This window comes from Ensifer sp. EB106-05-01-XG146 (genome assembly GCF_058791875.1).
In genome coordinates this window covers 2771029-2798026 of the sequence record NZ_JBYTDX010000001.1, presented here as the reverse complement: position 1 = coordinate 2798026, position 26998 = coordinate 2771029, and the positions used below count along the sequence as shown (strand labels likewise).

General features: G+C 62.3%; 26 protein-coding genes and 1 pseudogene. 21 read left to right on the top strand and 6 right to left on the bottom strand.

Features of this window, described 5'->3' with window-relative positions:
• The 21 genes and pseudogenes from AC3WVQ_RS13945 to ureG all read left to right on the top strand — a co-directional run bounded on the left by AC3WVQ_RS13945 (position 1) and on the right by ureG (position 18271).
• Complete coding sequence (locus AC3WVQ_RS13945; protein ID WP_090298242.1) at positions 1–2427, top strand: GcvT family protein; 2427 nt, start codon at positions 1–3, stop codon at positions 2425–2427.
• A 287-nt stretch (positions 2428–2714) separates the two neighbouring features.
• The gene (locus tag AC3WVQ_RS13940; protein WP_034798833.1) at positions 2715–3617 is read left to right on the top strand and encodes a branched-chain amino acid ABC transporter permease; all 903 of its coding nucleotides are present in this window, start codon (positions 2715–2717) and stop codon (positions 3615–3617) included.
• A gap of 4 nt (positions 3618–3621) precedes the next feature.
• Positions 3622–5007 (top strand): high-affinity branched-chain amino acid ABC transporter permease LivM, encoded by a 1386-nt coding sequence (gene livM / locus AC3WVQ_RS13935; RefSeq protein WP_060520354.1) that lies wholly within the window; start codon positions 3622–3624, stop codon positions 5005–5007.
• Complete coding sequence (locus AC3WVQ_RS13930) at positions 5007–5891, top strand: ABC transporter ATP-binding protein (RefSeq protein ID WP_090298237.1); 885 nt, start codon at positions 5007–5009, stop codon at positions 5889–5891. The genes livM and AC3WVQ_RS13930 overlap by 1 nt, the downstream gene beginning before the upstream one ends.
• Complete coding sequence (locus AC3WVQ_RS13925; protein ID WP_034798827.1) at positions 5891–6616, top strand: ABC transporter ATP-binding protein; 726 nt, start codon at positions 5891–5893, stop codon at positions 6614–6616. The genes AC3WVQ_RS13930 and AC3WVQ_RS13925 overlap by 1 nt, the downstream gene beginning before the upstream one ends.
• A 24-nt stretch (positions 6617–6640) precedes the next feature.
• A complete protein-coding gene (locus tag AC3WVQ_RS13920) occupies positions 6641–6985 on the top strand; it encodes a DUF6867 family protein (RefSeq protein ID WP_034798825.1) in 345 nt (114 codons plus the stop codon).
• 114 nt (positions 6986–7099) lie between these two features.
• Positions 7100–8218 carry a branched-chain amino acid ABC transporter substrate-binding protein gene (locus AC3WVQ_RS13915; RefSeq protein ID WP_034798823.1) on the top strand — a complete coding sequence of 373 codons (1119 nt, stop codon included), beginning with the start codon at positions 7100–7102 and terminating at the stop codon, positions 8216–8218.
• Positions 8219–8476: 258 nt separating this feature from the next.
• Positions 8477–8734 (top strand): annotated as a pseudogene (locus AC3WVQ_RS13910) (alpha/beta fold hydrolase); the annotation flags it as partial.
• A gap of 140 nt (positions 8735–8874) precedes the next feature.
• A complete protein-coding gene (locus AC3WVQ_RS13905) occupies positions 8875–9849 on the top strand; it encodes a 2-hydroxyacid dehydrogenase (RefSeq protein ID WP_090298234.1) in 975 nt (324 codons plus the stop codon).
• A gap of 174 nt (positions 9850–10023) precedes the next feature.
• Positions 10024–10857 (top strand): urease accessory protein UreD, encoded by an 834-nt coding sequence (locus tag AC3WVQ_RS13900; RefSeq protein ID WP_492382800.1) that lies wholly within the window; start codon positions 10024–10026, stop codon positions 10855–10857.
• Between the two features lie 123 nt (positions 10858–10980).
• The gene (locus AC3WVQ_RS13895) at positions 10981–11283 is read left to right on the top strand and encodes an urease subunit gamma (protein ID WP_034794185.1); all 303 of its coding nucleotides are present in this window, start codon (positions 10981–10983) and stop codon (positions 11281–11283) included.
• Between the two features lie 98 nt (positions 11284–11381).
• A complete protein-coding gene (locus tag AC3WVQ_RS13890) occupies positions 11382–11687 on the top strand; it encodes an urease subunit beta (protein ID WP_034794182.1) in 306 nt (101 codons plus the stop codon).
• Complete coding sequence (locus tag AC3WVQ_RS13885; RefSeq protein ID WP_090298228.1) at positions 11684–12094, top strand: lysozyme inhibitor LprI family protein; 411 nt, start codon at positions 11684–11686, stop codon at positions 12092–12094. The genes AC3WVQ_RS13890 and AC3WVQ_RS13885 overlap by 4 nt, the downstream gene beginning before the upstream one ends.
• A 3-nt stretch (positions 12095–12097) precedes the next feature.
• Positions 12098–12742, top strand: a complete 645-nt coding sequence (locus AC3WVQ_RS13880; protein ID WP_083523655.1) for a Urease operon accessory protein — start codon at positions 12098–12100, stop codon at positions 12740–12742.
• Positions 12743–12745: 3 nt separating this feature from the next.
• Positions 12746–14458, top strand: coding sequence for an urease subunit alpha (ureC, locus tag AC3WVQ_RS13875; protein ID WP_492382799.1), 1713 nt, complete (start codon positions 12746–12748; stop codon positions 14456–14458).
• Positions 14459–14475: 17 nt separating this feature from the next.
• The gene (locus AC3WVQ_RS13870; RefSeq protein ID WP_060582410.1) at positions 14476–15147 is read left to right on the top strand and encodes a TIGR02117 family protein; all 672 of its coding nucleotides are present in this window, start codon (positions 14476–14478) and stop codon (positions 15145–15147) included.
• 291 nt (positions 15148–15438) lie between these two features.
• On the top strand, positions 15439–15978 hold the full coding sequence (locus tag AC3WVQ_RS13865; protein WP_034794163.1) for a peroxiredoxin: 540 nt from the start codon (positions 15439–15441) through the stop codon (positions 15976–15978).
• 166 nt (positions 15979–16144) lie between these two features.
• The gene (locus AC3WVQ_RS13860) at positions 16145–16441 is read left to right on the top strand and encodes a putative quinol monooxygenase (RefSeq protein WP_034794161.1); all 297 of its coding nucleotides are present in this window, start codon (positions 16145–16147) and stop codon (positions 16439–16441) included.
• 2 nt (positions 16442–16443) lie between these two features.
• The gene (gene ureE / locus AC3WVQ_RS13855) at positions 16444–16917 is read left to right on the top strand and encodes an urease accessory protein UreE (protein ID WP_060582411.1); all 474 of its coding nucleotides are present in this window, start codon (positions 16444–16446) and stop codon (positions 16915–16917) included.
• Complete coding sequence (locus tag AC3WVQ_RS13850; protein WP_060518926.1) at positions 16910–17581, top strand: urease accessory protein UreF; 672 nt, start codon at positions 16910–16912, stop codon at positions 17579–17581. The genes ureE and AC3WVQ_RS13850 overlap by 8 nt, the downstream gene beginning before the upstream one ends.
• A 78-nt stretch (positions 17582–17659) precedes the next feature.
• Positions 17660–18271, top strand: a complete 612-nt coding sequence (gene ureG, locus AC3WVQ_RS13845; protein WP_110819510.1) for an urease accessory protein UreG — start codon at positions 17660–17662, stop codon at positions 18269–18271.
• A gap of 47 nt (positions 18272–18318) precedes the next feature.
• Here ureG and AC3WVQ_RS13840 read toward each other — a convergent pair whose 3' ends face one another.
• The 6 genes from AC3WVQ_RS13840 to AC3WVQ_RS13815 all read right to left on the bottom strand — a co-directional run bounded on the left by AC3WVQ_RS13840 (position 18319) and on the right by AC3WVQ_RS13815 (position 26997).
• The gene (locus AC3WVQ_RS13840) at positions 18319–18999 is read right to left on the bottom strand and encodes a Crp/Fnr family transcriptional regulator (protein ID WP_034794150.1); all 681 of its coding nucleotides are present in this window, start codon (positions 18997–18999) and stop codon (positions 18319–18321) included.
• Between the two features lie 159 nt (positions 19000–19158).
• Positions 19159–22476, bottom strand: a complete 3318-nt coding sequence (locus tag AC3WVQ_RS13835) for an efflux RND transporter permease subunit (protein ID WP_090298225.1) — start codon at positions 22474–22476, stop codon at positions 19159–19161.
• A gap of 14 nt (positions 22477–22490) precedes the next feature.
• Entirely contained in the window at positions 22491–23678 is a 1188-nt protein-coding gene (locus tag AC3WVQ_RS13830; RefSeq protein WP_034794147.1) for an efflux RND transporter periplasmic adaptor subunit, read from the bottom strand.
• A 524-nt stretch (positions 23679–24202) separates the two neighbouring features.
• Positions 24203–25195, bottom strand: a complete 993-nt coding sequence (locus AC3WVQ_RS13825; RefSeq protein WP_034794145.1) for an ABC transporter substrate-binding protein — start codon at positions 25193–25195, stop codon at positions 24203–24205.
• 51 nt (positions 25196–25246) lie between these two features.
• Positions 25247–26116, bottom strand: coding sequence for an ABC transporter permease (locus AC3WVQ_RS13820; protein ID WP_034794144.1), 870 nt, complete (start codon positions 26114–26116; stop codon positions 25247–25249).
• A complete protein-coding gene (locus AC3WVQ_RS13815) occupies positions 26113–26997 on the bottom strand; it encodes an ABC transporter permease (protein WP_034794141.1) in 885 nt (294 codons plus the stop codon). The genes AC3WVQ_RS13820 and AC3WVQ_RS13815 overlap by 4 nt, the downstream gene beginning before the upstream one ends.
• Between the last annotated feature and the right edge of the window lies 1 nt (position 26998).

The following is a 26998-nucleotide window of genomic DNA, read 5'->3' as shown; positions in this document are numbered from 1 at the left end:
ATGAAAAGCCATGCCAAGGTCGTCGTTATCGGAGGCGGTGTCGTCGGTTGTTCGGTGCTCTATCACCTGACGAAATTCGGCTGGACCGATGCCGTGCTGCTTGAACGATCGGAACTCACCTCCGGCTCCACCTGGCACGCGGCCGGCGGCATGCACACGATCAACGGTGACCCGAACGTCGCCAAGCTGCAGAAATATACGGTCGAGCTCTACAAGGAGATCGAGGCGTATTCCGGCCAGGATGTCGGCCTGCACATGACCTCCGGCATGATGCTCGCCGCCACCAAGGAACGTTTCGACTGGATGAAGTCGATCCTTGCCAAGGGCCGCTACATGGGGCTCGAAGCCGAGCTTTTGACGCCCAGGGAAGCGCATGACCTGATGCCGCTGCTCGATCCCGACCAGTTCGTCGGTGCGGTGTTCGATCCGGTCGAGGGGCATCTCGATCCCTATGGCACGACGCATGCCTATGCCAAATCGGCGAAGAAGAACGGTGCGGAGATCTATCTGCACACCAAGGTCGAGGATCTGGTGCAGCGGGAAGACGGTTGCTGGCGGGTGATCACCAACCAGGGCGAGATTGTCGCCGAGCATGTCGTCAACGCCGCCGGCCTCTGGGCCCGCGAGGTGGGGCGCATGGTGGGGCTGGAGCTGCCTGTGCTCGCTATGGAGCACATGTATCTCATCACCGAGGACATGCCCGAGGTCATCGAGTTCAACCAGACGCGCGGCAAGGAGCTGATGCACTGTGTCGATTTCGACGGCGAGATTTATCTCCGCCAGGAGCGGAACGGCATGCTGATGGGCACCTATGAGAAGGCGTGTCGTCCGTGGTCGCCCGTCACGACGCCCTGGGACTTCGGCCATGAACTTCTCGCCGAGGACATCGACCGTATCTCGCCCGAACTCGAGGTCGGCTTCCGGCACTTCCCGGCCTTCAACAAGGCCGGCATCAAGAAGATCATCAACGGTCCTTTCACCTTCTCGCCGGACGGTAACCCGCTGGTCGGCCCGGTGCGGGGCTTGAGGAATTTCTGGTCGGCCTGCGCCGTCATGGCCGGATTCAGCCAGGGTGGCGGCGTCGGCCTGGCGCTTGCCAACTGGATGATCCATGGCGACCCCGGCTTCGACGTCTTTGCCATGGACGTTTCGCGCTACGGCGATTTCGCCACGCTTGCCTATACCAATGCCAAGGTGCGCGAGAACTACTCGCGTCGCTTCTCGATCCGTTATCCGAACGAGGAGCTGCCGGCGGCAAGGCCTCTGTTGACGACGCCGATCTACGACCGGCTGAAGGCTGCGGGCGCCGTCTTCGGCGCGTCCTACGGGCTTGAAACGCCGCTGTGGTTTGCACCCGAAGGCGTGAAGGACGCCTTCTCCTGGCGCCGTTCGACCGACTTCGAGACGGTGGGCGCGGAGGCCCGGGCCGTGCGCGAAGGCGTCGGCCTGATGGAGACATCGGGCTTTGCCAAATATGCGATCACCGGCAAGGGCGCTGAAGCCTGGCTCGACCGCATGCTTGCCTGCCGCATCCCTGAGGTCGGGCGCATGGCATTGGCACCGATGCTGAAGGAGGACGGCAAGCTGATCGGCGACTTCACCCTTGCCAAGCTCGGCGAGGGGGATTTCCTGCTTGTTGGATCCGGCATAGCCGAGGACTACCACATGCGCTGGTTCGAGGCGCATCTGCCTGCGGACGGCTCGGTGACGCTGAAGGCGTTGAAGCTGGAGCTGGTGGGCCTGTCGATCGCCGGGCCGAAGGCGCGCGATGTGCTTGAAAGCCTGACCCATCTCGATGTCTCCGACGCCGATTTCCCGTTCATGGACATCCGCCGGATGGATCTCGGCATGGCGCCCGCGCTCGTCGGCCGCGTCAGCTACACCGGCGATCTCGGCTACGAGATCTGGATGAAACCGGAGCACCAGCGTTATCTCTTCGAACTGCTGATGGAGAAGGGGGCGGCTTCCGGGATCCGTTTGTTCGGCCTGAGGGCGCTGAATGCATTGCGCGTCGAAAAATCCTTCGGCAGCTGGGCGCGCGAATATCGTCCGCTCTATGGCCCGGTCGAGGCTGGGCTCGGCCGTTTCGTCGCGACCGGCAAGGATGCGGATTTCATTGGCAAGGCGGCGGCCGTGAAGGAGAAGGCGGATGGCGGCGCGATGCGGCTGCGGACCTTCGTGCTCGATGCGAGGGATGCGGACGTCATCGGCGACGAGCCCATCTATCTCGACGGTGTCGTGCGCGGCTGGGTGACATCGGGCGGCTATGCGCATGCAAGTGGGGTTTCGGTCGCCATGGGCTACGTGCCCAAGGAGATCGCCGACCGAAGCGATGGCTGGTCGATCGAACTCTTGGGTGAGATCCTGCCGGCCCGTCTTCAGCCGCATCCGCTGTTCGATTCGAACGGTCAGCGCATGCGCGCCTAAGCATTCGAGGTGTAATGCAGACCGAAGTGGCTGTCGAAGCTTCATAGAATACCCGACGCTTTTACGACTAAAGTTGATGCTTTCGCGGGCGAAAGCTGCGAAAGATTTGATTTTTCTGGCTGTAAAAGCGTCAAATCGATTTTATCGAGGAAGTTTTTGGCGAAGTCGCGTTTTTTAGCTTTCCTTTTCGTTTGAAAGAGGTATGGAATCGAGCAAACACAGCGCTCAACAATGAGCTCAAAAAACAAGAGACCGGACCGTTATGGATCTGGTCCAGGGGAAGATTGATGGAGTATTTCGTCCAGCAGCTCGTCAACGGGCTGACTCTTGGGTCTATTTATGGTATGATCGCAATCGGTTATACCATGGTCTACGGCATCATTGGCATGATCAACTTCGCCCACGGCGATATCTTCATGCTCGGCGGCTTTGCTGCTTTGATTGTCTTTCTTATTCTCACAACATTCATCGGGGGCGTCCCGGTTGTACTTGCTCTCCTGCTGATGATGATCGTCGGCATGCTGACCGCAGGTCTCTGGAACTGGACGATCGAGAAAGTGGCCTATCGGCCGCTGCGCGGTTCGTTCCGGCTTGCGCCGCTGATCACCGCGATCGGCATGTCGATTGCGTTGTCGAACTTCATCCAGGTGACGCAGGGCCCGCGCAACAAGCCGATCCCGCCGCTCGTCTCTTCGGTCTACGAAGTCTTCGGCATCACCATCTCGCTGAAGCAGATCATCATCATCGTCATCACGGCGGCTCTGCTTTCGATCTTCTGGTACATCGTCAACAAGACGCCGCTCGGCCGTGCCCAGCGCGCGACCGAACAGGACCGCAAGATGGCGGCGCTGCTGGGTGTTGACGTCGACCGCACCATCTCGGTGACCTTCATCATGGGTGCAGCACTCGCTGCCGTCGCCGGCACGATGTATCTGATGTATTATGGCGTCGTCGTCTTCACCGACGGTTTCGTGCCTGGCGTCAAAGCGTTCACCGCGGCCGTTCTCGGCGGCATCGGATCGCTGCCGGGCGCCGTTCTCGGCGGACTGTTGATCGGGCTCATCGAGTCCCTCTGGTCGGCCTATTTCACCATCGACTACAAGGACGTCGCGACCTTCTCCATTCTCGCCATCGTCCTGATCTTCAAGCCGTCTGGCATTCTCGGACGACCGGAAGTCGAGAAGGTATAATTCCATGGCAAACATTGCTTCTACGACTGCAAGCGCCGGCACTGACGTGACGGCGCGGGCCCTGCGCGAGGCTGTCTTCGCGGGCCTGATTTCGCTCGGCCTTTTCGTGCTGTTCGTCGGTCTCAAGTCCGACCAGAACATCCGCAACGAGCTGATCCTCAACCAGCGCTGGGGACTGCTGGCGATCTTCGTGATCGTCGCTGCCGTCGGCCGCTTCCTGATGGTTGCCTATGTCCAGCCGGCCATGGCTCGGCGCAAGGCCGCCAAGGCCGAGGCCGAGGATGCGGTGAAGGAGGAGACCTTCTTCAGCCGCAACTTCTCCAAGCTCGCGATTGCGTTCCTGCTCATCTATCCGCCGCTCGTCGTCGCGATCTTCGGCGTCCAGGGCTCGCTGAAGTGGGTCGACAATTTCGGCATCCAGATCCTGATCTACGTGATGCTGGCCTGGGGGCTCAACATCGTCGTCGGCCTCGCTGGCCTGCTGGACCTGGGTTACGTCGCCTTCTACGCGGTCGGTGCCTACTCCTACGCCCTGCTGTCGACCTATTTCGGCCTGTCCTTCTGGGTTCTTCTTCCGGTCGCCGGCATTCTCGCCGCCTTCTGGGGCATGATTCTCGGCTTCCCGGTCTTGCGTCTTCGCGGTGACTATCTGGCGATCGTGACGCTCGCCTTCGGTGAAATCATCCGACTGGTGTTGATCAACTGGACCGAAGTGACGAAGGGTACCTTCGGCGTCTCCGGTATCGCCAAGGCGACGCTGTTCGGCATCAAGTTCGATGCCTCGAAGGACGGATTTGCAGCAATGATGGGCCTGCCGATGTCGTCGGCCTATTACAAGATCTTCCTGTTCTATCTGATCCTGGCACTTGCGCTGCTCACGGCTTACGTGACGATCCGGCTGCGCCGCATGCCGATCGGCCGCGCCTGGGAAGCGTTGCGCGAGGACGAGATCGCCTGCCGCTCGCTCGGTATCAACACGGTGACGACCAAGCTCACCGCCTTTGCGACGGGCGCCATGTTCGGCGGCATCGCCGGCTCGTTCTTCGCGGTGCGCCAGGGCTTCGTGTCGCCCGAATCCTTCGTCTTCCTGGAATCCGCGGTCATTCTCGCGATCGTGGTTCTCGGCGGCATGGGCTCGCTCACCGGCATCGCGGTCGCTGCGGCCGTCATGATCGGCGGCACCGAAATCCTGCGCGAGCTTTCCTTCCTGAAGATGGTCTTCGGACCGGACTTCACACCTGAACTCTACCGTATGCTGATCTTTGGCCTGGCCATGGTCGTCGTCATGGTCTGGAAGCCGCGCGGCTTCGTCGGATCACGCGAACCGACAGCCTTCCTGCACGAACGCAAGGCAGTCTCCGGCAGCTTCACAAAGGAAGGGCACGGTTGATGGCCCGCGAGACAACGACAATGACAAAAGACCCCATTCTCAAGGTTGAGCACCTGTCGATGCGCTTCGGCGGTCTCATGGCCATCAACGACTTCTCCTTCGAAGCCTATCGCGGTGACATCACCGCGCTGATCGGCCCGAACGGAGCGGGCAAGACCACGGTGTTCAACTGCATCACCGGCTTCTACAAGCCGACGATGGGCATGATCACGATGAAGCAGAAGGCCGGCAAGGAATACCTGCTGGAGCGTCTGCCCGACTTCGAGATCACCAAGCTCGCCAAGGTAGCGCGTACCTTCCAGAACATCCGGATGTTCTCCGGTCTGACGGTGCTCGAAAACCTGCTCGTCGCGCAGCACAACAAGCTGATGCAGGCATCCGGCTACACCTTCCTCGGTCTGCTCGGCTTCCCGGCCTACCGCCAGGCATCGCGCGAGGCGATCGAACTTGCCAAGCACTGGCTGGAAAAGGCGTCGCTAATCGACCGTGCCGACGATCCGGCCGGCGATCTCTCCTATGGCGCCCAGCGTCGTCTCGAGATCGCGCGTGCCATGTGCACCGGGCCCGAGCTTCTCTGCCTGGACGAGCCGGCCGCCGGTCTCAATCCGCGCGAGTCTCTGGCGCTCAACGAATTGCTGAAAAGCATTCGCGCCGATACCGGCACGTCGATTCTTTTGATCGAACACGACATGTCCGTGGTCATGGAGATCTCCGACCACGTGGTGGTCCTGGAATATGGACAGAAGATTTCCGACGGCACACCGGATTTCGTGAAGAACGATCCGAGGGTCATTGCGGCCTATCTGGGTGTCGAGGATGAAGAGGTTGAAGAGGTGATCGAACAAATCGAGGAAATCGAAGGCGGGCAGGGGGGCACCCACTGATGACGGCGCCACTTCTCCAAGTCAAAGCCGTCGAGACCTACTACGGCAACATCCGGGCGCTCAGCGGGGTCGATGTCGAAGTTCACCGTGGTGAAATCGTCTGCCTGATCGGTGCCAACGGTGCCGGCAAGTCGACGCTGATGATGACCATCTGCGGCAGCCCGCAGGCGCGCACCGGTTCGGTCTTCTTCGAAGGTCAGGACATCACCCGTATGCCGACGCACGAGATCGCCCGGCTGCGTATTGCGCAATCGCCTGAGGGTCGGCGCATCTTCCCGCGCATGACCGTGTTCGAAAACCTGCAGATGGGCGCCAGCCTCGACAACCTGAAGCACTTCGACCAGGACGTGGAAAAGGTGTTTACGCTTTTCCCGCGCCTGAAGGAGCGCCAGGCGCAGCGCGGCGGCACGCTTTCGGGCGGTGAGCAGCAGATGCTGTCGATCGGCCGCGCGCTGATGGCCCGGCCGAAGCTTTTGCTTCTCGACGAGCCGTCGCTCGGTCTCGCACCGCTGATCGTCAAGGGCATCTTTGAAGCGATCAAGAAACTCAACAAGGAGGAGGGGCTGACGGTCTTCCTCGTCGAGCAGAACGCCTTCGGCGCGCTCAAGCTTTCGGACCGCGGCTACGTGATGGTGAACGGCCGGGTGACGATGAGCGGTTCCGGCAAGGAACTGCTCGCCAATCCGGAAGTGCGCGCGGCCTATCTCGAAGGCGGCCGTCATTGACCGGCCGCATCTGGAGCAAGTGACATGCAGGGAATTCTCTACGAAGAAGTGTCGATCTGGCAGTTTCTTTTCATAAGCTGCGTGCTCGGCGGCTGGACCGCTTGGCGCACGGGCAAGAGCGTGGCTGAAAGCTGGGAAGGCATGCCGCGGCTCATCCTCTACGTGGCGTTGCTGGGACTGGGGATCCGTTTCGTCCACCATGCGCTGTTCGAAGGCACCATGTTCAGCCTGCAATACTATATCGTGGACACGATCGTACTTTTGTTGTTTGCTACCGCAGGTTTCCGGTACTACCGGACCAAGCAAATGACCAATAACTACTATTGGCTCTATGAGAAGGCTTCGCCTTTCTCCTGGAAAGCCAAATAAAGGGAACAGCGCGCGCCGGCCGCCGCGGCCGGTGCGAAAGAAACACCGGCGCAACTATGGTGGGCATTGCGCAGGTTGGTAACGAGACCCGCTCGAATAATTGGGAGTAACAAGATGAAAAAGTCTCTTCTGTCGGCGGTCGCGCTGACGGCTATGGTTGCCTTCAGCGGCAGCGCCTGGGCTGATATTCTCGTTGGTGTCGCCGGCCCGCTGACTGGCCCGAACGCCGCTTTCGGTGCACAGCTCCAGAAAGGTGCAGAGCAGGCCGCCGCTGACATCAATGCCGCTGGCGGTATCAATGGGGAACAGATCAAGGTTGTGCTCGGCGACGACGTTTCGGATGCCAAGCAGGGCGTTTCGGTTGCCAACAAGTTCGTTGCTGACGGTGTGAAGTTCGTTGTCGGTCACTTCAACTCGGGCGTGTCCATCCCGGCTTCTGAAGTTTACGCCGAAAACGGTATCCTGCAGGTAACCCCGGCCTCCACCAACCCGCAGTTCACCGAGCGCGGTCTCTGGAACACGTTCCGTACCTGCGGCCGTGACGACCAGCAGGGTGCGGTTGCCGGTGCCTACCTCGCTGCCAACTTCAAGGACGCGAAGATCGCGGTCATTCACGACAAGACCCCCTATGGTCAGGGCCTTGCCGACGAAACCAAGAAGTCGATGAACGAAGCTGGCCTCACCGAAGCCCTCTATGAAGGCATCAACACCGGCGACAAGGACTTCTCGGCGCTGATCGCCAAGATGAAGGAAGCCGGCGTTTCGATTGTCTACTACGGCGGTCTGCACACCGAAGCCGGCCTGATCATGCGCCAGATGAAGGACCAGGGCCTCAAGGCTACCCTGATGTCGGGCGACGGTATCGTTTCGAACGAACTGGCCTCGATCGCCGGCGACGCCGTTGACGGCACGCTGATGACGTTCGCTCCGGATCCGCGCAAGAACCCGGCTGCCAAGGACCTCGTCGAGAAGTTCCGCTCTGCCGGCTTCGAACCGGAAGCCTACACGCTCTACGCCTACGCCGCTCTCCAGGTCATCGCCGAAGCTGCCAAGGCTTCCGGCGGCAACGACCCGCAGGCAGTGGCCGAAGCCATCAAGGCAAAGGGTCCGTTCAAGACCGCAATCGGCGAACTCGGCTATGACGAAAAGGGCGACATCACGCGTCCGGACTACGTCATGTACACCTGGAAGAAGGGTGACGACGGCAAGTACAACTACTTCCAGAACGAGTAGTTCTGATTTCGGACCTTGTGTCCGACTGGTTGGGGCCCGGCGAGCAATCGCCGGGCTTTTCTTTTGGTGACGCTTGGCGCAGCGGTCTATTATTTCAATAGCGTGTCTCTGAGCGACGAGACTTCGGCGCGCAGTCGCTCGAGATCGCCGGGGCCGAGCTTTGTCGCTTCGCCAAGGTTGCGGGGCACGTCGATTGCCTTCTGCCGCAGCGCCTTGCCCATCTCGGTCAATTGCACCCGGACCTGCCGCTCGTCCCGGGGACACCAGAACACCTATGACTCGATCGTCGCCTTCTCGCAGACCGACTTTACCGAGGACCTGAAGAAGTTCGACGTCCCGACCTTGATCATCCATGGCGACGACGACCAGATCGTGCCGATCGATGCGACTGCACGGGCCTCGAAGACGCTGGTGCCCCATGCGGAGCTCAAGGTCTATGCCGGCGCCCCGCACGGCATCACCGACACGCACAAGGACCAGCTCAACGCCGACCTGCTCGCCTTCGCCAAGGCCTGACATGTCCGAAGCCCGAGAAGAGGCGCCCGCAACGGCGCCTCTTTTTTGCTTTTCGTGATAGGTGTTTCGCTTGTTGAGATAGCTGTCGCGTCGCGCCGTTTCGTGCACTATCTCGCAGCGATTCTGATCCGGAGGCAGGCATGAGCTCGAAACCCCGCATTCTCGTCACCCGTCGTTGGCCGGCGGCGGTGGAGCAGGTGCTTGCCGAACGCTTCGACGTCACCTTGAACGAAGGGGACGTGCCTCTGACGGCTGCAGAACTGGCTGAAGCACTCCGGACCTATGACGCCGTTCTTCCGACAGTTTCTGATCGACTTCCGGCCGACCTCTTCGCCGGTGGCGGCCTCCGCGCGAAGATCCTCGGCAACTATGGCGTCGGCTACAATCACATCGACGTCGCGGCCGCCAAGGCTGCCGGCATCGTCGTCGCCAACACGCCCGGCGTTCTCACAGATTGCACCGCCGACATCGCCATGACGTTGCTGCTTGCGGTCGCTCGGCGGGCAGGCGAGGGCGAGCGGCAGGTACGGGCCGGCGAATGGAGTGGATGGCGGCCGACCCACATGATCGGCGGCAAGGTCACCGGCAAGACGCTCGGCATCATCGGCTTCGGCCGCATCGGCAAGGCCATGGCCAAGCGCTGTCATTTCGGCTTCGACATGGATATCGTCTTCTACAATCGCTCGCGCATCGACCCGGCCGAGGCAAGCCGCTACGGTGCGCGTCAACTCGACACGGTCGAGGACGTATTGAAGGTTGCAGACTTCGTGTCGCTCCATTGCCCCGGCGGCGGCGAAAACCGTCACCTGATCAACGCCGAACGGCTGGCGCTGATGAAAAAGGGCGCCTACCTCGTCAACACGGCGCGGGGTGATGTGATCGACGAGCCGGCGCTGATTGCGGCGCTCGAAAACGGCGTCATCCGCGGCGCCGGGCTCGATGTCTTCGAGGCGGAGCCGAACGTGCCGGAACGTCTGCGCGGGCTCGAAAATGTCGTGCTGCTTCCACATCTCGGCAGTGCCACGGAGGAGACGCGCGTCGCCATGGGCATGAAGGTGGTCGACAATATCACGGCGTTTTTCGACGGTCGCGAGCCGCCGGATCGGGTGGCGTAGGCGGTTGCCCGTTTTCTGCGCAGGGCCTGCACGGAAATGCGGCATGCTGGCGATTTTCTTTGCAAAACAATAACTTGACTTGTCGTGCCGCGATGCGGACGATAGCGCCAAGATAAGGCGATCGCGCCCATGGGCGCCGCGTCGAGAATGAAGGACACCGCTTAGCGGTCTGACATGGACAAGGCAGCACGCATCGCCCCGCAGCGGGCCTGGGGCAAGGGACGGCTGGTCGCCAAGGCGGCGCTCGGCCACAGCCGCATTGCCGAACTCTACCAGGAAGGCTGCGCCAAGATCCGCCTGCCAAAGACCTTCGACACCTCGATGGAGGCAGTGCTCATCAATTCCTCCGGCGGCCTCACCGGCGGCGACCGCATGGTCTGGGAGGTCGCGGCGGGGGCTGGAACCGATGTGACGGTGACGACGCAGGCCTGCGAGAAGATCTATAAGGCGAGCGCCGATACCGTCGAAATGAAAACGCGCATCGAGGCTGCCGCCGGCGCGCGTGTCGACTGGTTGCCACAGGAGACGATCCTCTTCGACCGTGCCTCGCTATCGCGCTCGCTGGAGGTGGAGCTTGCTGCCGACGCGACGTTTCTCGCGGTGGAAGCGGTTCTGCTCGGTCGCAAGGCGATGGGCGAGGCGGTTGAAACCGGGCTCTTCCGCGATCGCTGGCGTATCCGCGTCGAGGGCAAGCTGCTGCATGCGGACAATCTGGCGCTATCAGGAGAGGTCGCGCGCCTCAGTCAGCGCAAGGCGGTGCTCGATGGTGGGGCCGCCTTCGCCACGCTGCTCTATGTCGGTCCCGACTGCGAGCCCCTGCTGCCGCGTCTTCGGTCGCTCGTCGATGGCGCAGCGGGCGTCGGCATCAGCCATTTTCAGGTCCATGGCCGCGACAAGTTGGTTGCCCGCTTCGTGGCGCCGGATGGCTTCGCGCTCAGAAAAATCCTCATCCCGGTTATTTCGCACTTGCGCAAGCAGAAGACTGTGCCGAAAGTCTGGGTTCTCTAGCTCGTTTCACATTTTTATTTGAAACAGTGAAATGATCTAACGCATTGAAACTTTGTAATTCCTGGCGGAAGATCGCTTCGCAGATTTCCAGGGAATTGCTTCACGAACAACCGGTGGCGACGCATGAATCTTACCCCGCGCGAGAAAGATAAACTGCTGATTTCGATGGCGGCCATGGTCGCCCGCAGGCGCCTGGAGCGCGGCGTGAAACTCAACCATCCCGAAGCGATCGCGCTGATCACCGATTTCGTCGTCGAGGGCGCGCGCGACGGGCGCTCGGTTGCCGAACTGATGGAGGCGGGCGCCCAGGTGCTGACGCGCGATCAGGTGATGGAGGGAATCCCCGAGATGATCCACGACATCCAGATCGAGGCGACGTTTCCTGACGGGACCAAGCTCGTCACCGTGCACGAGCCGATCCGCTAAGCTTGAGGTGAGTACGTGGCTTGTTGGCGCAGGGTGCCTGAGGCCTGAACGCGGGATAAAAGCATGCGGCCGGCCGAGGGCGGCTTGAGGAGAAGACCATGATCCCAGGAGAAATCATTGCTGCGGCCGGAGAGATCGAGCTCAATGCCGGTCTCGACACGGCGACGATCGAGGTTGCCAACACCGGCGACCGCCCGATCCAGGTCGGCAGCCACTATCACTTCGCCGAAACCAATGCGGGGCTGCAGTTTGACAGGAAAGCAGCCTACGGCTGCCGGCTCGACATTCCCGCCGGCACGGCCGTGCGGTTCGAGCCGGGCCAGACGCGCCAGGTGACGCTGATACCGCTTTCCGGCAAGCGCGAGGTCTATGGCTTCCGCCAGCAGGTGATGGGCAAGCTATGAGAGTGCTGCCGGTTCTCGGTTTGCTTCTGGTGCTTGCCACCCCGGCGCTCGCCGAGGATGAGCCGGACGTGGATTGCGCGAATGCGATGGCTCAGCCGGATCTGAATGACTGCGCCTACCGGGAATACGAAGCGGCGGACGCGGAACTGAATGCGGTCTACAGGCAGGCGATGACGGCGGCGCAGAAGGTCGACAAGGAGCTGGAAGGCGCCGATATCGGCGCGGTCGAGGCGCTGAAGACGGCGCAGCGCGCCTGGATCGGCTATCGCGACGGACAATGCGAGCTGGCCGGTTTCCAGGCCCGAGGCGGCCAGGCGGAGCCGATGCTGGTTTCAGGCTGCCTTGCCCAGCTCACGCAGAAGCGTACCGCCGAACTCAACGAATTTCTCGAAGCTCAAGGGAACTGACCGTTGCAGGCTCGCCGCGTCATCATGATCGTGGGCAATGGCGAGGTGCCTGACGGCGCCGGCGCAACGATCGATGCCGCCGATCTGGTCGTGCGCTTCAACGATTGCCGCTCTGTCGGCTCCGGTGGCCACAGGACCGATATCGTCGCGGTCTGCAATACCGGACGCCCGGGGATTTCCATGCTCGGCGGTGGTCGCTGGAAGACGAATGCCGCCGTGCGCCAGGCGCGGGAGATATGGTGCGTTCGCTCCGGCGCGAAGTTTGCCGCCATGCGGGCCGGGCTTGCGGAAACGCATCCGGATCTCGACGATTTCTGCGACGATTACACTGTCGGTTTCGAGAGCTTCGCCCGTTCGACCAACCGCGGTTTTCGCGTCGTCCCGGTCGATGTGCACGACCAGGTGGAGCAGGATCTCGCCGGCTTTTCGCCGGCCCCTTATGTCGTTCCATCGAGCGGGATGATCGTCATTGCCGATGTGCTCGCGCATCTTGCGACACCCGACGACGAGGTCGTTCTTGCCGGCTTCGGCCATGTCGGCTGGGAATGGCATCCCTTCGCCGCCGAGCGCCGCCATGTCGATGCGCTTGCAGCCAGCGGCCGTCTTCGCCGCCTCCATCCCATTTCTACTTCGTCCCAAGGAGCCTGAACCATGCCCTACAAGATGTCGCGCGCGGCCTATGCCAACATGTTCGGCCCGACGGTCGGCGACAAGGTGCGGCTCGCTGATACCGAACTTTTCGTCGAGGTGGAGAAGGACTTCACGACCTATGGCGAGGAGGTGAAGTTCGGTGGCGGCAAGGTCATTCGCGACGGCATGGGGCAGAGCCAGGCGACACGCGCCGAGGGCGCCGTCGACACCGTCATCACCAATGCGCTGATCGTCGATCACTGGGGCATCGTCAAAGCGGATATCGGCCTCAAGGACGGACGCATCGCCGGCATCGGCAAGGCCGGCAACCCGGACACGCAACCGGGCGTCACCGTCATCGTCGGTCCCGGCACGGAGGTCATCGCGGGCGAAGGCAAGATCATCACCGCGGGCGGCATGGACAGCCACATTCATTACATCTGCCCGCAACAGATCGAGGAAGCGCTGGTGAGCGGGCTTACGACCATGCTTGGTGGCGGCGCCGGGCCGGGCCATGGCACGCTCGCCACCACCTGCACCTCCGGTCCCTGGCATCTCGCCCGCATGATCGAGGCTGCCGATGGCTTCCCGATGAACATCGCCTTTGCCGGCAAGGGCAATGCGTCGCGGCCGGGCGCGCTGGTGGAAATGGTGCTCGCCGGCGCCACCTCGCTGAAGCTACATGAGGACTGGGGCTCGACGCCGGCGGCGATCGATTGCTGCCTCGGTGTCGCCGACGAATACGACGTGCAGGTGATGATCCATACGGACACCTTGAACGAGAGCGGCTTCGTCGAGGATACGATCGCGGCGATCAAGGGCCGCACCATCCATGCCTTCCACACGGAAGGGGCCGGCGGCGGCCACGCGCCCGACATCATCAAGATCTGCGGCCAGCCGAACGTCATTCCGTCCTCGACCAACCCGACGCGGCCCTACACCAAGAATACGCTTGCCGAGCATCTGGACATGCTGATGGTCTGCCATCACCTGTCGCCGTCGATCCCCGAGGACATCGCCTTTGCCGAGAGCCGCATCCGCAAGGAGACGATCGCCGCCGAGGACATCCTGCATGATATCGGCGCCTTCTCGATCATCTCGTCTGACAGCCAGGCCATGGGCCGCGTCGGCGAAGTGGCGATCCGCACCTGGCAGACCGCCGACAAGATGAAGCGTCAGCGCGGGCCGCTGCCGCAGGAAACCGGCGACAACGACAATTTCCGGGTGAAGCGCTATATCGCCAAATACACGATCAATCCGGCGATCGCCCACGGCCTCAGCCATGAGATCGGCTCCATCGAGGTCGGCAAGCGCGCCGATCTCGTCCTCTGGAACCCAGCCTTCTTCGGTGTGAAGCCCGACTTCGTGCTTCTCGGCGGCTCGATCGCGATGGCACCCATGGGCGATCCGAATGCCTCCATCCCGACGCCGCAGCCGGTGCACTACCGGCCGATGTTTGCCGCCTACGGCAAGAACCGCACGAGTTCGTCTGTAACCTTCGTGTCGCAGGCCTCGCTCGACGCCGGCCTTGCCGCCAGGCTCGGCGTTGCCAAGCAGCTTGTGGCGGTCCGCAACACCCGTGGCGGCATCGGCAAGGCATCGATGATCCACAACAACCTCCTGCCGCATATCGAGGTCGATCCGGAGACCTATGAGGTGCGCGCCGACGGTGAGCTTCTGACCTGCGAGCCGGCGACGGTCGTGCCGATGGCACAGCGCTATTTCCTGTTCTGAACAAGCAGGGACAGGGAATGAAGCGTGGCCTGAAATGGGCTTTCTTCGGCTTACTGGCGGCGATACTTGCCATCGTTGCCGGAACCTTGCTGCCGCGGCCGCTCCTGCCGGTTTCCGCCTCTGCGGCGGGAGCAGGGGGCACGCGCATCCTTCTGCTTTCCGGCCCGATCCACACGGACATCGCCATACCCCTGACGGACGAGATTCGAGCGCGGTTCGGCTTTGTCGAGGCGGCCGGCGTGCCGCTTGCGCATCCGCAGGCTGAATGGCTGATCTTTGGCTGGGGCGGGCGGTCCTTCTATCTGGAAACGCCGACCTGGTCTGAGCTGAAGCCCGGGCCCGTGTTCAAGGCGCTGACCGTCGATCGCTCGGTGATGCATGTGGATATCGCCGGTCGGATCGTCGAGCCGCAGGCTGCCGTCACCGGCTTCGAGCTGGACGAAGCGGGATACGATCGGCTGCTCGGCTTTATTGCCGAAAGCTTCACCCGCGAGGCCGGAGCTGTCGTTTCGATCGAGGGTTTTTCCTACAACGGCAACGACCGCTTCTTCGAGGCCGGAGGCAGCTTCAACGCGCTTTTCGGCTGCAACACATGGACGGCGCGGGCGTTGCGTGAGGCGGGCTTGCGAACGGGCCTGTGGAACCCGGTCCCGCCAAGCCTCGGGTTGTCGCTGCGGCTCCATAATTGAGCAAGGATTGGCAGGCAGTGATTGGCAGGCAGCAGCCATGCGGCCACCGCATGGCTGCCATGCTCGCATGTGAATTGGGGCCTTTCGTGCTGCGTCGCAGCGCAATATCCGATAGGAAGACGGCCGACCTTCCTCGGTTGCCAGCAATCCTCCCAAGACCTGCCGACCGAGAGCTGCGCCAGAGCGGTTTGCGGTTCTCCGCATGTATCCCGCTCTAACTTACAAGAGACGATCACGTTCATGATTTTGGTCGAACCGATCCCAAATCATCGTGGTCCAAAGGAGATGACGATGCTTGGCAGAAAAGTACCCGCTGTAACGTTCCGCACCCGCGTTCGCGACGAGGCCGTTGGCGGCTCGAACCCGTTCCGCTGGGAGGACGTGTCCTCCGACGATTACTTCGCAGGCAAGCGCGTCGTGCTGTTCTCGCTGCCGGGCGCGTTTACGCCGACCTGCTCGACCTTCCAGCTGCCCGATTTCGAAAAGCTGACGGCCGATTTCCGCGCCGAGGGCGTTGACGAAATCTACTGCATCTCGGTCAATGACGCTTTCGTCATGAACGCCTGGGGCAAGTCCCAGAGCCTCGAAAACGTCAAGCTGATCCCGGACGGTTCGGGCGAGTTCACCCGCAAGATGGGCATGCTCGTCGCCAAGGACAATCTCGGCTTCGGCATGCGCTCCTGGCGCTACGCTGCCGTCGTCAACAACGGCGTTGTCGAGCAGTGGTTCGAGGAAGAGGGCTATTCCGACAACTGCGACAGCGACCCCTATGGCGTTTCCTCGCCGCAGAACATTCTGGAGACGCTGAAGTCCCAGAAGCTCGCCGCCTGATGGCAGCCTATCGTTCCTGATTGGAAAGAGCCCGAAGATCGGATCCGGTCTTCGGGCTTTTTCTTGCGCGGTACAGCCGCCGCAAGCGCCTGAAAAGCCGCACCCGCCGCTGGCGCCAGGGCTTTTTCTTGCTAAAGTAGCCGGCAGAAAAGATATCGAGGGTTCAATGGTTTACATTATCGCCTACCTGACCGCACACCCCGGCAAGGGGGATGAGGTAGTGTCGCTCGCAGCACCGCTGATCGAGGCCACCCGGCGCGAGGCCGGCTGCATCACCTATGATCTCTACCGCAAGCCGGCCGAGCCCGACGCGCTGGTTTTTGTCGAAACCTGGAAGGACAAGGCAGCCGTCGACGCGCATTTCGAGGAACCACATCTGAAGGCCTTTCAGGCGGCGATGGCCGACCTGCTCGTCGAGGCGCGCCTCGAGCTCGTGACGCCGGAAAAGGTCGAGGTTCTCTGACGATGCCCTATCGTTCGACAGAGGTTCTCTCGCCGGGGCCGGCCGATATTGCGCCGCTTCATAGCGTGACATTGACGCACGACGCGCGGCATCTGCGCCGCAAGTTGCTGCATCTCGAAAACGACGATGTGGTGATGCTGGATCTCAAGGAAGCGGTTATGCTTGCCGATGGCGACCTCCTGGTGCTCGAAGGCGGCGGCCATATCCGCATCGCTGCCGCGCCCGAGGCGCTCTACGAGATCCGCCCGCGCGACGCGATGCATCTGATCGAGCTTGCCTGGCATCTCGGCAATCGCCACTTGCCGGCACAGTTCGAAGAGAGCCGCATCCTGATTGCCCGCGATCCGGTGATCCGCCAGATGCTCGAAGGCCTGGGCGCGGCGGTGAACGAGGTTTCGCTGCCTTTCCATCCGCTGCGCGGCGCCTACCATGCCGGCGGCCACAATCATGGCCATAATCATCACCACCATGGCTGAGCGGGTCGACACGCAAGCGCTGCTTCGCCTCGTGACATGGATGTCGCCGGCCTTTCCGGTCGGCGCGTTTTCCTATTCCAGCGGGCTTGAGCAGGCGGTTCACGACCGTCTGGTGAGCGACGCCGGCGAGCTTCGCAACTGGCTGGAGGCGGTCATCTCTCTGGGCTACGGCTGGAACGATGCGCTGCTTCTGGCCGAGAGCTATCGCGCCGTGAACGACCATGCCCGGCTGGCTGCGGCGGCAGAGCTTGCCGAAGCCCTGGCGGGAGGCCGCGAGCGCCATATGGAAACGATGCTGCAGGGCCAGGCGTTTCTGGCAGCGGCGCGCTCGTGGCCGCATCCGGTTCTCGATGCGCTGCCTGAGAGTGTCGCCTATCCGGTCGCAGTCGGTGCCGTCGCCGGCGCTCATGAAACGGGCCTCGAGCCGGCGCTTGCCGCCTATCTCAACGCCTCGGTCTCGAACGCCGTCTCGGTGGCGATCCGTTGCGGCGTGACCGGCCAGCGCGATGGCGTCGGCATCATTGCAGCACTCGAACCGGTCATCGCGGCGACAGCCGTCAAGGCCGCAGGCGCCTCGCTCGACGATCTCGGCTCGGCCACGATGACAGCGGATATTTCGTCGCTCAGACACGAGAGCCTGCATTCGCGGCTCTTCCGTTCGTAACTCATAGAACTGCGCAATTTCGGACGGAAACTGTCTCACGCTTCCCTGGAATTGCTTCCACCTTGAAAGGACATCCAGATGGCATCGAAGAACGGTCCCCTTCGCGTCGGCATTGGCGGGCCGGTGGGCTCGGGCAAGACGGCGCTGACCGACAAGCTTTGCAAGGCGATGCGGGAGAAGTACTCCGTCGCCGTCGTCACCAACGATATCTACACCAAGGAAGATGCCGAGGCGTTGGTGCGCATGCAGGCGCTACCGTCCGATCGCATCGTCGGGGTGGAGACCGGTGGCTGCCCGCATACGGCGATCCGCGAGGACGCCACGATCAATCTGCAGGCGATCGCTGATCTCAACCGCCGTATCCCCGATCTCGATGTCGTCTTCATCGAATCCGGCGGTGACAATCTTGCGGCGACCTTTTCGCCTGATCTCGCTGACCTGACGATCTATGTCATCTCGGTCTGCCAGGGCGAGGAAATCCCGCGCAAGGGCGGGCCGGGCATCACCAAATCGGACTTTCTGGTCATCAACAAGAAGGATCTGGCGCCCTATGTCGGGGCCGATCTCGACGTGATGCAGCGGGATGCGACGCGCATGCGGGCGGAAAAGCCCTTCGTCTTTACCGACATGAAGCGCGGCGACGGCATCAACCGGATCGTCGATTTCCTGACGCTGCACGGCGGCCTCTGACGCCGTCCGCTTTTGTTGCTTCTGGCGCCTGAACCTTCGTCAACGCGTCAGAAGCGCTCCAGCGCCTGCCGGTCGTGGATCTCGATGACGCGGCCCTTGACGGTGACGCCGGAGCGGCGAAGGGCCGAGAAGGCGCGAGACAGTGCCTCGGGCGCCAGGCCCAACTTGCCGGCCAGCACATTCTTCTGGAAGGGCAGGCGGAAGGAAAAGTTGGTGATGCCATCGGGGCAATTGCCGAGGATATAGCTCGCGACCCGCTGCGGTGCCGTGAGCAGCCGGTCTTCGGCCAGGCAATCCTCCGCCATTTGCGCGTGCCGGCACAAAAGCTGCATCAGTGCGTCGGCGATCTCGGGCGTCTGTTCGGCCAGCTTGCGAAGCCTGCGGCTGTCGATGCGCGCAAGCATCGTCGTCTCGATCGCCTGGGCGTTGGCGGTGGCGCGGTTGCCAAGGAACATGGCGCTTTCGCCGAACAGCTCGCCTTTCGGGAAGACGGCGATATCCGCCTCGCGCCCGTCCTTGCCCAGCCGGTAGAGCCGCACCAGACCGGAGAGGACCAAGAAGACTTGATCCAGTGCCTCGCCCTGGCCAAAGAGGATGTCGTGCTCCTCGTGTGTGGAAACCACGACATCATCGAGAATGGCGCTCGACGCCGCCGCCGGCAGCTTTTCGAAAAAGCAGGAGCCGAGCAGCACCGCCCTGTCGTTCGAGTTCAATCGCAACGTCTTCATCGTACCCGTCCTGAGTAAAATCCAGTGCTAGGGTAGAGGGCTTTGCAGATCTTGGTTTGACCTCGATCAAATAGAAATCACAAAAAGCCCGCGCTTGCAGGGCGCGGGCTTGCTTTAGAATTGTGGCCGCCCCGGGCGGTGAGCCCCTTCGGCGATGACCTACTCGGCAGCGAGCGCTGGGTGGTTGATGACCTTGCCGCCGGACCGTCCCTTGGTCTGGTCCGTTTCCAGCGTCTTCAGCCGGTCCTCCAGGCCTTCGATCGTCTTGCCTTGCTCATGCACCAGATCTGTGAGGGCCTCGCGGTCGAGCGGCAGGTTTTCCTCGTCCTTCTTGCCGACGAAGCGGCCGAAGATGCGGGCGAGCAGTCGCGAGAGGTCGTCCATGATCAGGAAGAACGACGGCACGATCACGAGGCTCAACACCGTCGAGACGATGATGCCGCCGATCACGGCGATCGCCATCGGGGCGCGGAACGAACCGCCTTCGCCGACGCCGAGCGCGGAGGGCAGCATGCCCGCCGACATGGCGATCGAGGTCATGATGATCGGGCGGGCGCGCTTGCGGCCGGCCTCGATCATGGCGACCTGCCGGTCCATGCCGTGATGCATCATCTCGATACCGAAGTCGACGAGCAGGATCGCGTTCTTCGTGACGATACCCATCAGCATCAGGATTCCGATCAGAACCGGCATGGATAGCGCGTTCTGTGTCAGGATCAGCGCGGCCGCCACGCCGCCGATTGCGAGCGGCAGCGAGAACAGGATGGTGAAGGGCTGGATCACGTCCTTGAACAAGAGGATCAGCACCACCAGCACCAGCATCAGGCCGAGCAGCATGGCGTTGCCGAAGCTCTGCTGCATTTCCGCCTGCACCTCGGCGTCGCCGCTTTCGAGGAACTGCACGGACTTCGGCAGATCGGCCTGGCCGGCGATCTGCTTGAAGCGCTCCGAGGCGGTGTTGAGCGCAACACCGACCGGGAGATCCGCGCCGAGCGATACGACGCGGTTGCGATCGTAGCGCTTGATCGAGCTCGGGCCTTCCGAATAGTTGATGTCGGCAACGCTCGACAGCGGCACGGTGGCGCCGGCGGCGGTCGTGATCTTCAGATTGCGGATCGCGGCGATATCCGTGCGGAAGTCGCGGTTGATCTGCACGCGGATCGGGATCAGCCGCCCGTCGAGAGCGATCTTGGTCAGCGCCGCGTCGATATCGCCGATGGTGGCGACACGGATCACCTCGGAGATCTGCGCGGTGGTGATGCCGAGGCGCGACATCTGCTCGTCCCGCGGACGGATCTGCAGTTCCGGACGGGGAAGGGCGCCATCCGGGCTGACATTGGCCAGCAACGAGTCGCTCCTCAACTTGCCTTCCAGCGTCGCCACCGCCTGGTCGAGATCGGCCTCGTTGTTGGAGAGCAGGTTGAAGGAGAGGTCACGCTCACCGCGGTCGTTGAGCTTGATCACCCGCACATCCGGAATGTCACGGACGCGAGCGAAGATTTCCTTCTCGATCTGCGACTGCGGGATGATGCGGCCGGCAGGCGGCATCTTCGGCAGGTACGCGCCGATCAGCGGCGTGCGGCCGATGACGTCATTGACGATCTTGTTGACGAGCGACTGGTCGAGCTTCTTGAGAAGCACCGTCACCGTCGCGCGGCGCAGTTCCAGGTCGCCCTTCGGCGAGGCACCGCCGAGTACGAAGATGTTGTCGACGCCGTCGATATCCTTGATCCGATCGTAGATCTCGGTGGTGGTGCGGTCGGTGTCCTCGAGCATGGCGTCCGGCGGCAGCTCGATCGACAGGCTGACGCGCGAGGCGTCTTCCGGCGGCAGGAAGCTGCCGGGCACGAAGAGGACGAGCGCGAAGACAGAACCAACCGAGAAGACGATGGCCGCAAGCAGCGTCAGGTAGCGGGTGTACCAGTGCTTCGTCGTGGCGACCACAAGGCGCGTATAGTTGCGCATCATGAAGCCGTCCCGGTCATGATGATCACTGCCGGCGTCCGACGGGCGCATCAGATAGGCGGCCATCACAGGCGTGATCAGACGCGCGACGAGCAGCGAGAAGAACACCGCCACGGCGACCGTCAGACCGAACTGGATGAAGTACTGGCCGGGAATGCCCGGCATGAAGGATACGGGCACGAAGACCGCGATGATGGTGAAGGTCGTCGCGATAACGGCAAGGCCGATTTCGTCCGCCGCTTCGATCGAGGCGCGATAGGGCGATTTGCCCATATGGATGTGCCGCTCGATGTTCTCGATCTCGACGATCGCATCGTCGACGAGAATACCGGTTGCGAGCGTCATCGCCAGGAAGCTGACGAGGTTCAGCGAGAAGCCGAGCAGGTCCATGACCCAAAAGGTCGGGATCGCCGACAGCGGCAGGGCCACGGCGGAAATCAGCGTTGCCCGCCAGTTGCGCAGGAAGAGCATGACGACGATGACGGCGAGCAGCGCGCCTTCCATCAGCGTGTGCAGCGCCGCCTCGTAGTTGCCGTAGGTGAAGTAGACGGAATCGTCGACCATCTCGATGGTGACGTCGGGGTTGGCCGCGCGGATCTTTTCGAGCGACTTGGCGACCGTCTCGGCAACGCTGACTTCCGAGGCGCCCTTCGCCCGGAAGACCGCGAAGGTCACGCCGGGGTTGCCGTTGAAGCGCGAGAAGGAACGCGGTTCCTCATAGGTATCGGTGACCGTGCCGAGATCGGACAGGCGCACGAAGCGGCCGCTCGGCACCGAGATCATCGTGTTGGCGAGCTGCTCGACATTGCGGGTATCGCCCAGCGTACGGATCGCCTGTTCGCTGCCGCCGACCTGACCACGGCCGGAGCCGAGGTCCATGTTCATGCGGCGCAGCTGGCCGTTGACGTCGGCGGCGGTGATGCCGAGCGAATTCAGCTTGTCTTCGTTGAGTTCGACCCGGACTTCGCGGTCGGCGCCGCCGTAACGGTCGACGCGGCCGATGCCCTTCTTGCCCTGGATCTCACGCTTGATGACGTCGTCGACGAACCAGGAGAGTTCTTCGAGCGACATGCCCGGCGCGGAAACGGAGAAGGTCTGGATCGCCTGGCCTTCGACGTCGACCTTGGAGACGATCGGTTCTTCGATCGAGGTCGGCAGGTCGCTGCGGATGCGGTCGATCGCGTCCTTGACGTCCTGCACCGCCTGTGCCGTAGGCACTTCCATGCGGAAAATGACGGCGGTGGTCGAGGTACCGTCGTTGATCGTCGACTGGATATGATCGACGCCGGTGACGCTTGCGACCGCGTCCTCGACTTCCTTGGTGACCTGGGTTTCGAGCTCGGCCGGAGAGGCGCCGCTCTGCGTCACGTTGATCGAGACGATCGGGACGTCGATATTGGGGAAGCGGGTGATCGGCAACGACACGAAGGACTGGTAGCCCAGCACCATCAGGACGACGAAGAAGAGGATCGGAGCGATCGGATTGCGTATGGACCAGGCTGAGAAGTTCATGGTCACGGTTCCTGTCAGTTGGTCGCTGATGCGGCGGACTTGACGGGGTTGATGCGGTCACCGTCGCGGACATAGGCGCCGGCTCTCGCTACCACTTCCTCCCCGGCCTTCAGGCCCTCGAGGACTTCGATGAACTTGCCGTCGGAAATCCCTGTCTTGACCGGCAGGATGCGGATGACGCCGTTTTCGACCTTGCGAACGATGGTGCGGCCGTTCTCATTGGTAACGGCCGTTTGCGGCAGGACCACCGTCTGCTTCTGTTCGGCGGTGATCAGCGCGCTCGCATACATGCCGGCGCGTGCCTTCTCGGTGTCCATCAAACTGATGAAGACGGTGCCGAGGCGGCTGACGGGATCGACCGTCGGCGCGATCAGGCGGATCTTGCCCTCGACCTTGGTGTTGCCGCCGGCAAGCGTCACGACGGCCGGCTGGCCGACGGCGAGCTTGATGATATCGGCTTCGGCGACATCGGCTTTCATCTCGATGGCACCGTCGCGGATCATGGCGAAGAGCGGGTCGCTGTTACCGGTGGCGATCGCGCCGACTTTGGCGTTCTTGGCGGAGATGACGCCGGCGACCGGCGCCTTGACCTCGGTGCGGGCGAGGCGCAGGTCGATGTCGTCGATTTGCGCTTCGGCGACCTTGATGTCGGCACTGGCCACGGCAACGGCCTGTTCAGCCGAAAGCACACGGGCATGCGTCGCGATCGCGAGCGCTCGGACGCGATCGGCCTCGGCCGTCGAGACGGTGCCGTTCTTGGAGAGTTCGGCTGCACGGTCGCTGACGCGTTTGGCCTCGTCGTTGTTGGCTTTGGTTTCGCTGAGCTGTGCGTTCAACTGGGCAAGCCCGGCTTCGGCCTTGGCAAGCGAGGCTTCGAGTTCGCTCTTTTGCAGGCGAAGCGCGTCGTCGTTGAGGACCACGAGAACACTGCCGGCTTCAACCGTGTCGCCGACATCGACATTGAGCGTGCGGATGGAGAGGCCGTCGACCATCGGGGCGACATAGACCTGCTCGACGGCCTGGATGGTGCCGGTCGCAACCACCCGGTCGCTGATCGACTGGTCGACCGCCGTCGTCACGACGATGGAGGGCAAGCTTGGTGCTGGTTTCGGTTGCGCTGCTTCCTCCGCCCGGGCGAAGGAAAGCGAACCAAGGGTCATCGCAGCGCACACGCTGAGGACAGGCAATACTTTTTGAGCCATCGGCTTCACAGTCCCGGCAATGGAAACAATATCGAGCGGATCTCCGCTTGATGCAGGATCCACGGGCAATCAGGCTATTTTACCGCACCGCCACAAGGTCCCGGCAAAGCGCTCGGGAACAGGAGATGGCGTATTCCTCACTTCGCGCTCCGCGTGCACGGTATCAGACCGTAGACGCGGGCGGAACTGGGACCGGTTACCGCAGGCAAGGCACTGGAAAAAAGGCGTCCTCCGTCATGCCTGCCTCCAACAAACATCGTGGCCTATGTAATCTCGGCCTTCGACGCTTACAAGGGTGCACGAAGCGATGGTGCCTCAATATTCCGTTCGTTCTGCGGTTATGGTTGCGATCTTGACACGATCTTGACAATGGCAAGCAAAGGTAGCGCCGTTGTTCGCCGGATTGCCACCCCCACGCCCGGTACCCGGCAGCAGCTTGGCGGATGCGAACGACCGCTAAGAAAACGGAAGAGGGCCGCACGATACTGAGCCGTGCGACCCTCTTTTGCGTTGCCGAGACAGGCCTATTTCAGCGCGGCGTCGGTGATCTCATGTGTCCAGGCGCCCTCGGGCTCCTTGGAAATCACGGGATCGGAACCACCCGAAAGCAGCGACTGCACGGTGCGTTTGTAGTCTGCTTCGTCGAGCGAGCCGTTGGAGCCGGCGGTGAGCTTTGCCACTTCGCTCATCATGCGCTTCTGGTGCTTCTCGGTCTGGGCGCCGGTGGAATCGTTTTCAAGAACGATATCGGCGGCCTCGTCCGGGTTCTGCTCGGCATATTTCCAGCCCTTCATCGAGGCGCGGACGAACTTGACCATCTTGTCCTTGAAGGCGGGATCCTTGAGTTTGTCCTCAAGTACGTACAGGCCGTCTTCGAGCGTCGCTACGCCCTGGTCTTCATACTTGAAGGTCACCAGGTCGTCCGTCTTGATGCCGGCGTCGATGACCTGCCAGTACTCGTTATAGGTCATGGTGGAGATGCAGGCTGCCTGCTTCTGGATCAGCGGGTCCACGTTGAAGCCCTGCTTCAGGACGGTCACGCCGTTCGGGCCGCCGTCGGTCGGGATCTTCAGGTGCGCCATCCAGGAGAGGAACGGATACTCGTTGCCGAAGAACCACACGCCAAGCGTCTGACCCTTGAACTTGTCCGGGCTGGTGACGCCGGTTTCCTTCAGGCAGGTCAGCATCATGCCGGATTTCTTGAACGGCTGGGCAATGTTGACGAGCGGCACGCCCTTTTCGCGGGTGGCAAGGGCCGACGGCATCCAGTCGACGATAACGTCGGCGCCGCCGCCGGCGATCACCTGGGCCGGGGCGATGTCCGGACCGCCGGGCTTGATGTCGACGTCGAGGCCTTCTTCTTCGTAGAAGCCTTTGTCCTTGGCGACGTAGTAGCCGGCAAACTGCGCCTGGGTCACCCACTTCAGCTGCAGCGTCACCTTTTCGGCAGCTTCAGCCTGGAACGCTGCGAGCGAAAAGACGCCTGCGGCGAGAAGCGATGCAAGTCTTTTGTTCATGTCAGTTCCCTCTTGTTTTTACTTCGTTTTATTTAAGTTCTTCAAGCAGGCTCAGGCGCGCCCTCCGCGAATGGAGGGATGCCAGAAGGTGACGGCGCGCTCGATGAGTGCGACCACGCCGTAGAAGGCGGAACCGGCGACCGCCGCAACGGCGATCTCGGCCCAGACCATGTCGACATTCATGCGTCCCACTTCCGTGGAAATCCGGAACCCCATGCCGACGATGGGGGTCCCGAAAAACTCGGCGACGATGGCGCCGATCAGCGCCAGCGTCGAATTGATCTTGAGCGCGGTGAAGATGAACGGCCAGGCGGCCGGCAGGCGTAATTTGACCAGTGTCTGCCACCAGGAGGCGGCGTAGGTGCGCATCAGGTCGCGTTCCATGTGGCTGGCGGCGGCAAGGCCGGCAACCGTGTTCACCAGCATCGGGAAGAAGGTCATGATGACGACGACGGCGACCTTCGACTGCCAGTCGAAGCCGAACCACATGACCATGATCGGGGCTACCCCGATGACGGGAAGGGCCGAGACGAAATTGCCGAGTGGCAGAAGGCCTTTCTGCAGGAAGGGCGAACGGTCGATCAGGATCGCAACGGCGAAGCCGAGGCCGCAGCCGAGCGCATAGCCGATCAACACTGCCTTCAGGAAGGTCTGGCGGAAATCAGCCCCAAGCGTCGGCAGCGAATTGATCAGCTTTTGCCAGATCATCGAGGGTGCCGGCAAAAGCACGGAGGGGACCTGGAAGCCGCGGACGATGCCTTCCCAGAGAACCAGGATGGTGATGCCGAAGATCACCGGCACGGCGAAGCGGGCGGCGCTGTTTGCGGCCGCGCTCCGGAAGTTCTGGCGCACCAGCCATTCGTTGAAGGCCCAGGCGGCGAGCCAGAAGATGATCGCGGCGGCAAGGACGGGAAGGTTCATGGCTTGGCTCCCATGCGCTTCAGGACGGCGGTGTGGGCAAAGCCGACGATCATGACGAGAACGGCCGCAAGGGCTGCCGCCATGAAGAGAGCGGCCCAGATCTGCACCGTCTGGCCATAGTAGGAGCCGGCCAGCAGCCGGGCACCAAGACCTGCGACCGCACCGGTCGGCAATTCGCCGACGATGGCGCCGACCAGCGAGATGGCGACGGCAACCTTCAGCGAGGTGAAGAGGTAGGGCATCGACGACGGCCAGCGCAGCTTCCAGAAGGTCTGCGACGGGGAGGCATTGTAGGTGTGCATGAGGTCGAGCTGGATCGTCTCCGGGCTGCGCAGGCCCTTCACCATGCCGACGACGACCGGGAAGAAGGAGAGATAGGTCGAGATCAGTGCCTTCGGCAAAAGTCCGGAAATGCCGATGGCGTTCAATACGACGATGATCATCGGCGCAATCGCGAGGATCGGGATCGTCTGGCTGGCGATGACCCAGGGCATCAGCGAGCGGTCCATGGCGCGGTTGTGCACGATGCCGACTGCCAGGAGGATGCCGAGGGCGGCGCCGATGCCGAAGCCGAGAAGGGTTGCCGAAAGCGTGATCCAGGCGTGGTAGACGAGGCTGCGCTTCGAGGTGATTGCCTTGTTGAAGGTGGTGTCCCAGATCTCGGCGATCACCTGGTGCGGTGCCGGCAGTACCGGACGTTCTTGCGCCATGGTGTTGCGCACGATCTCAGAGAAGCTGATCTCGGTGCCGGCGCGGGCTGCTGTATCACGCTCGAAGGGGGCGTTGAGGAAGACGACCGCGACATACCAGATGGCGATCAGCAGCAGGACGACGGTGCCGACCGGCACCAACTTGTCCCTGAAGAAACTTGGTTCCTGCATT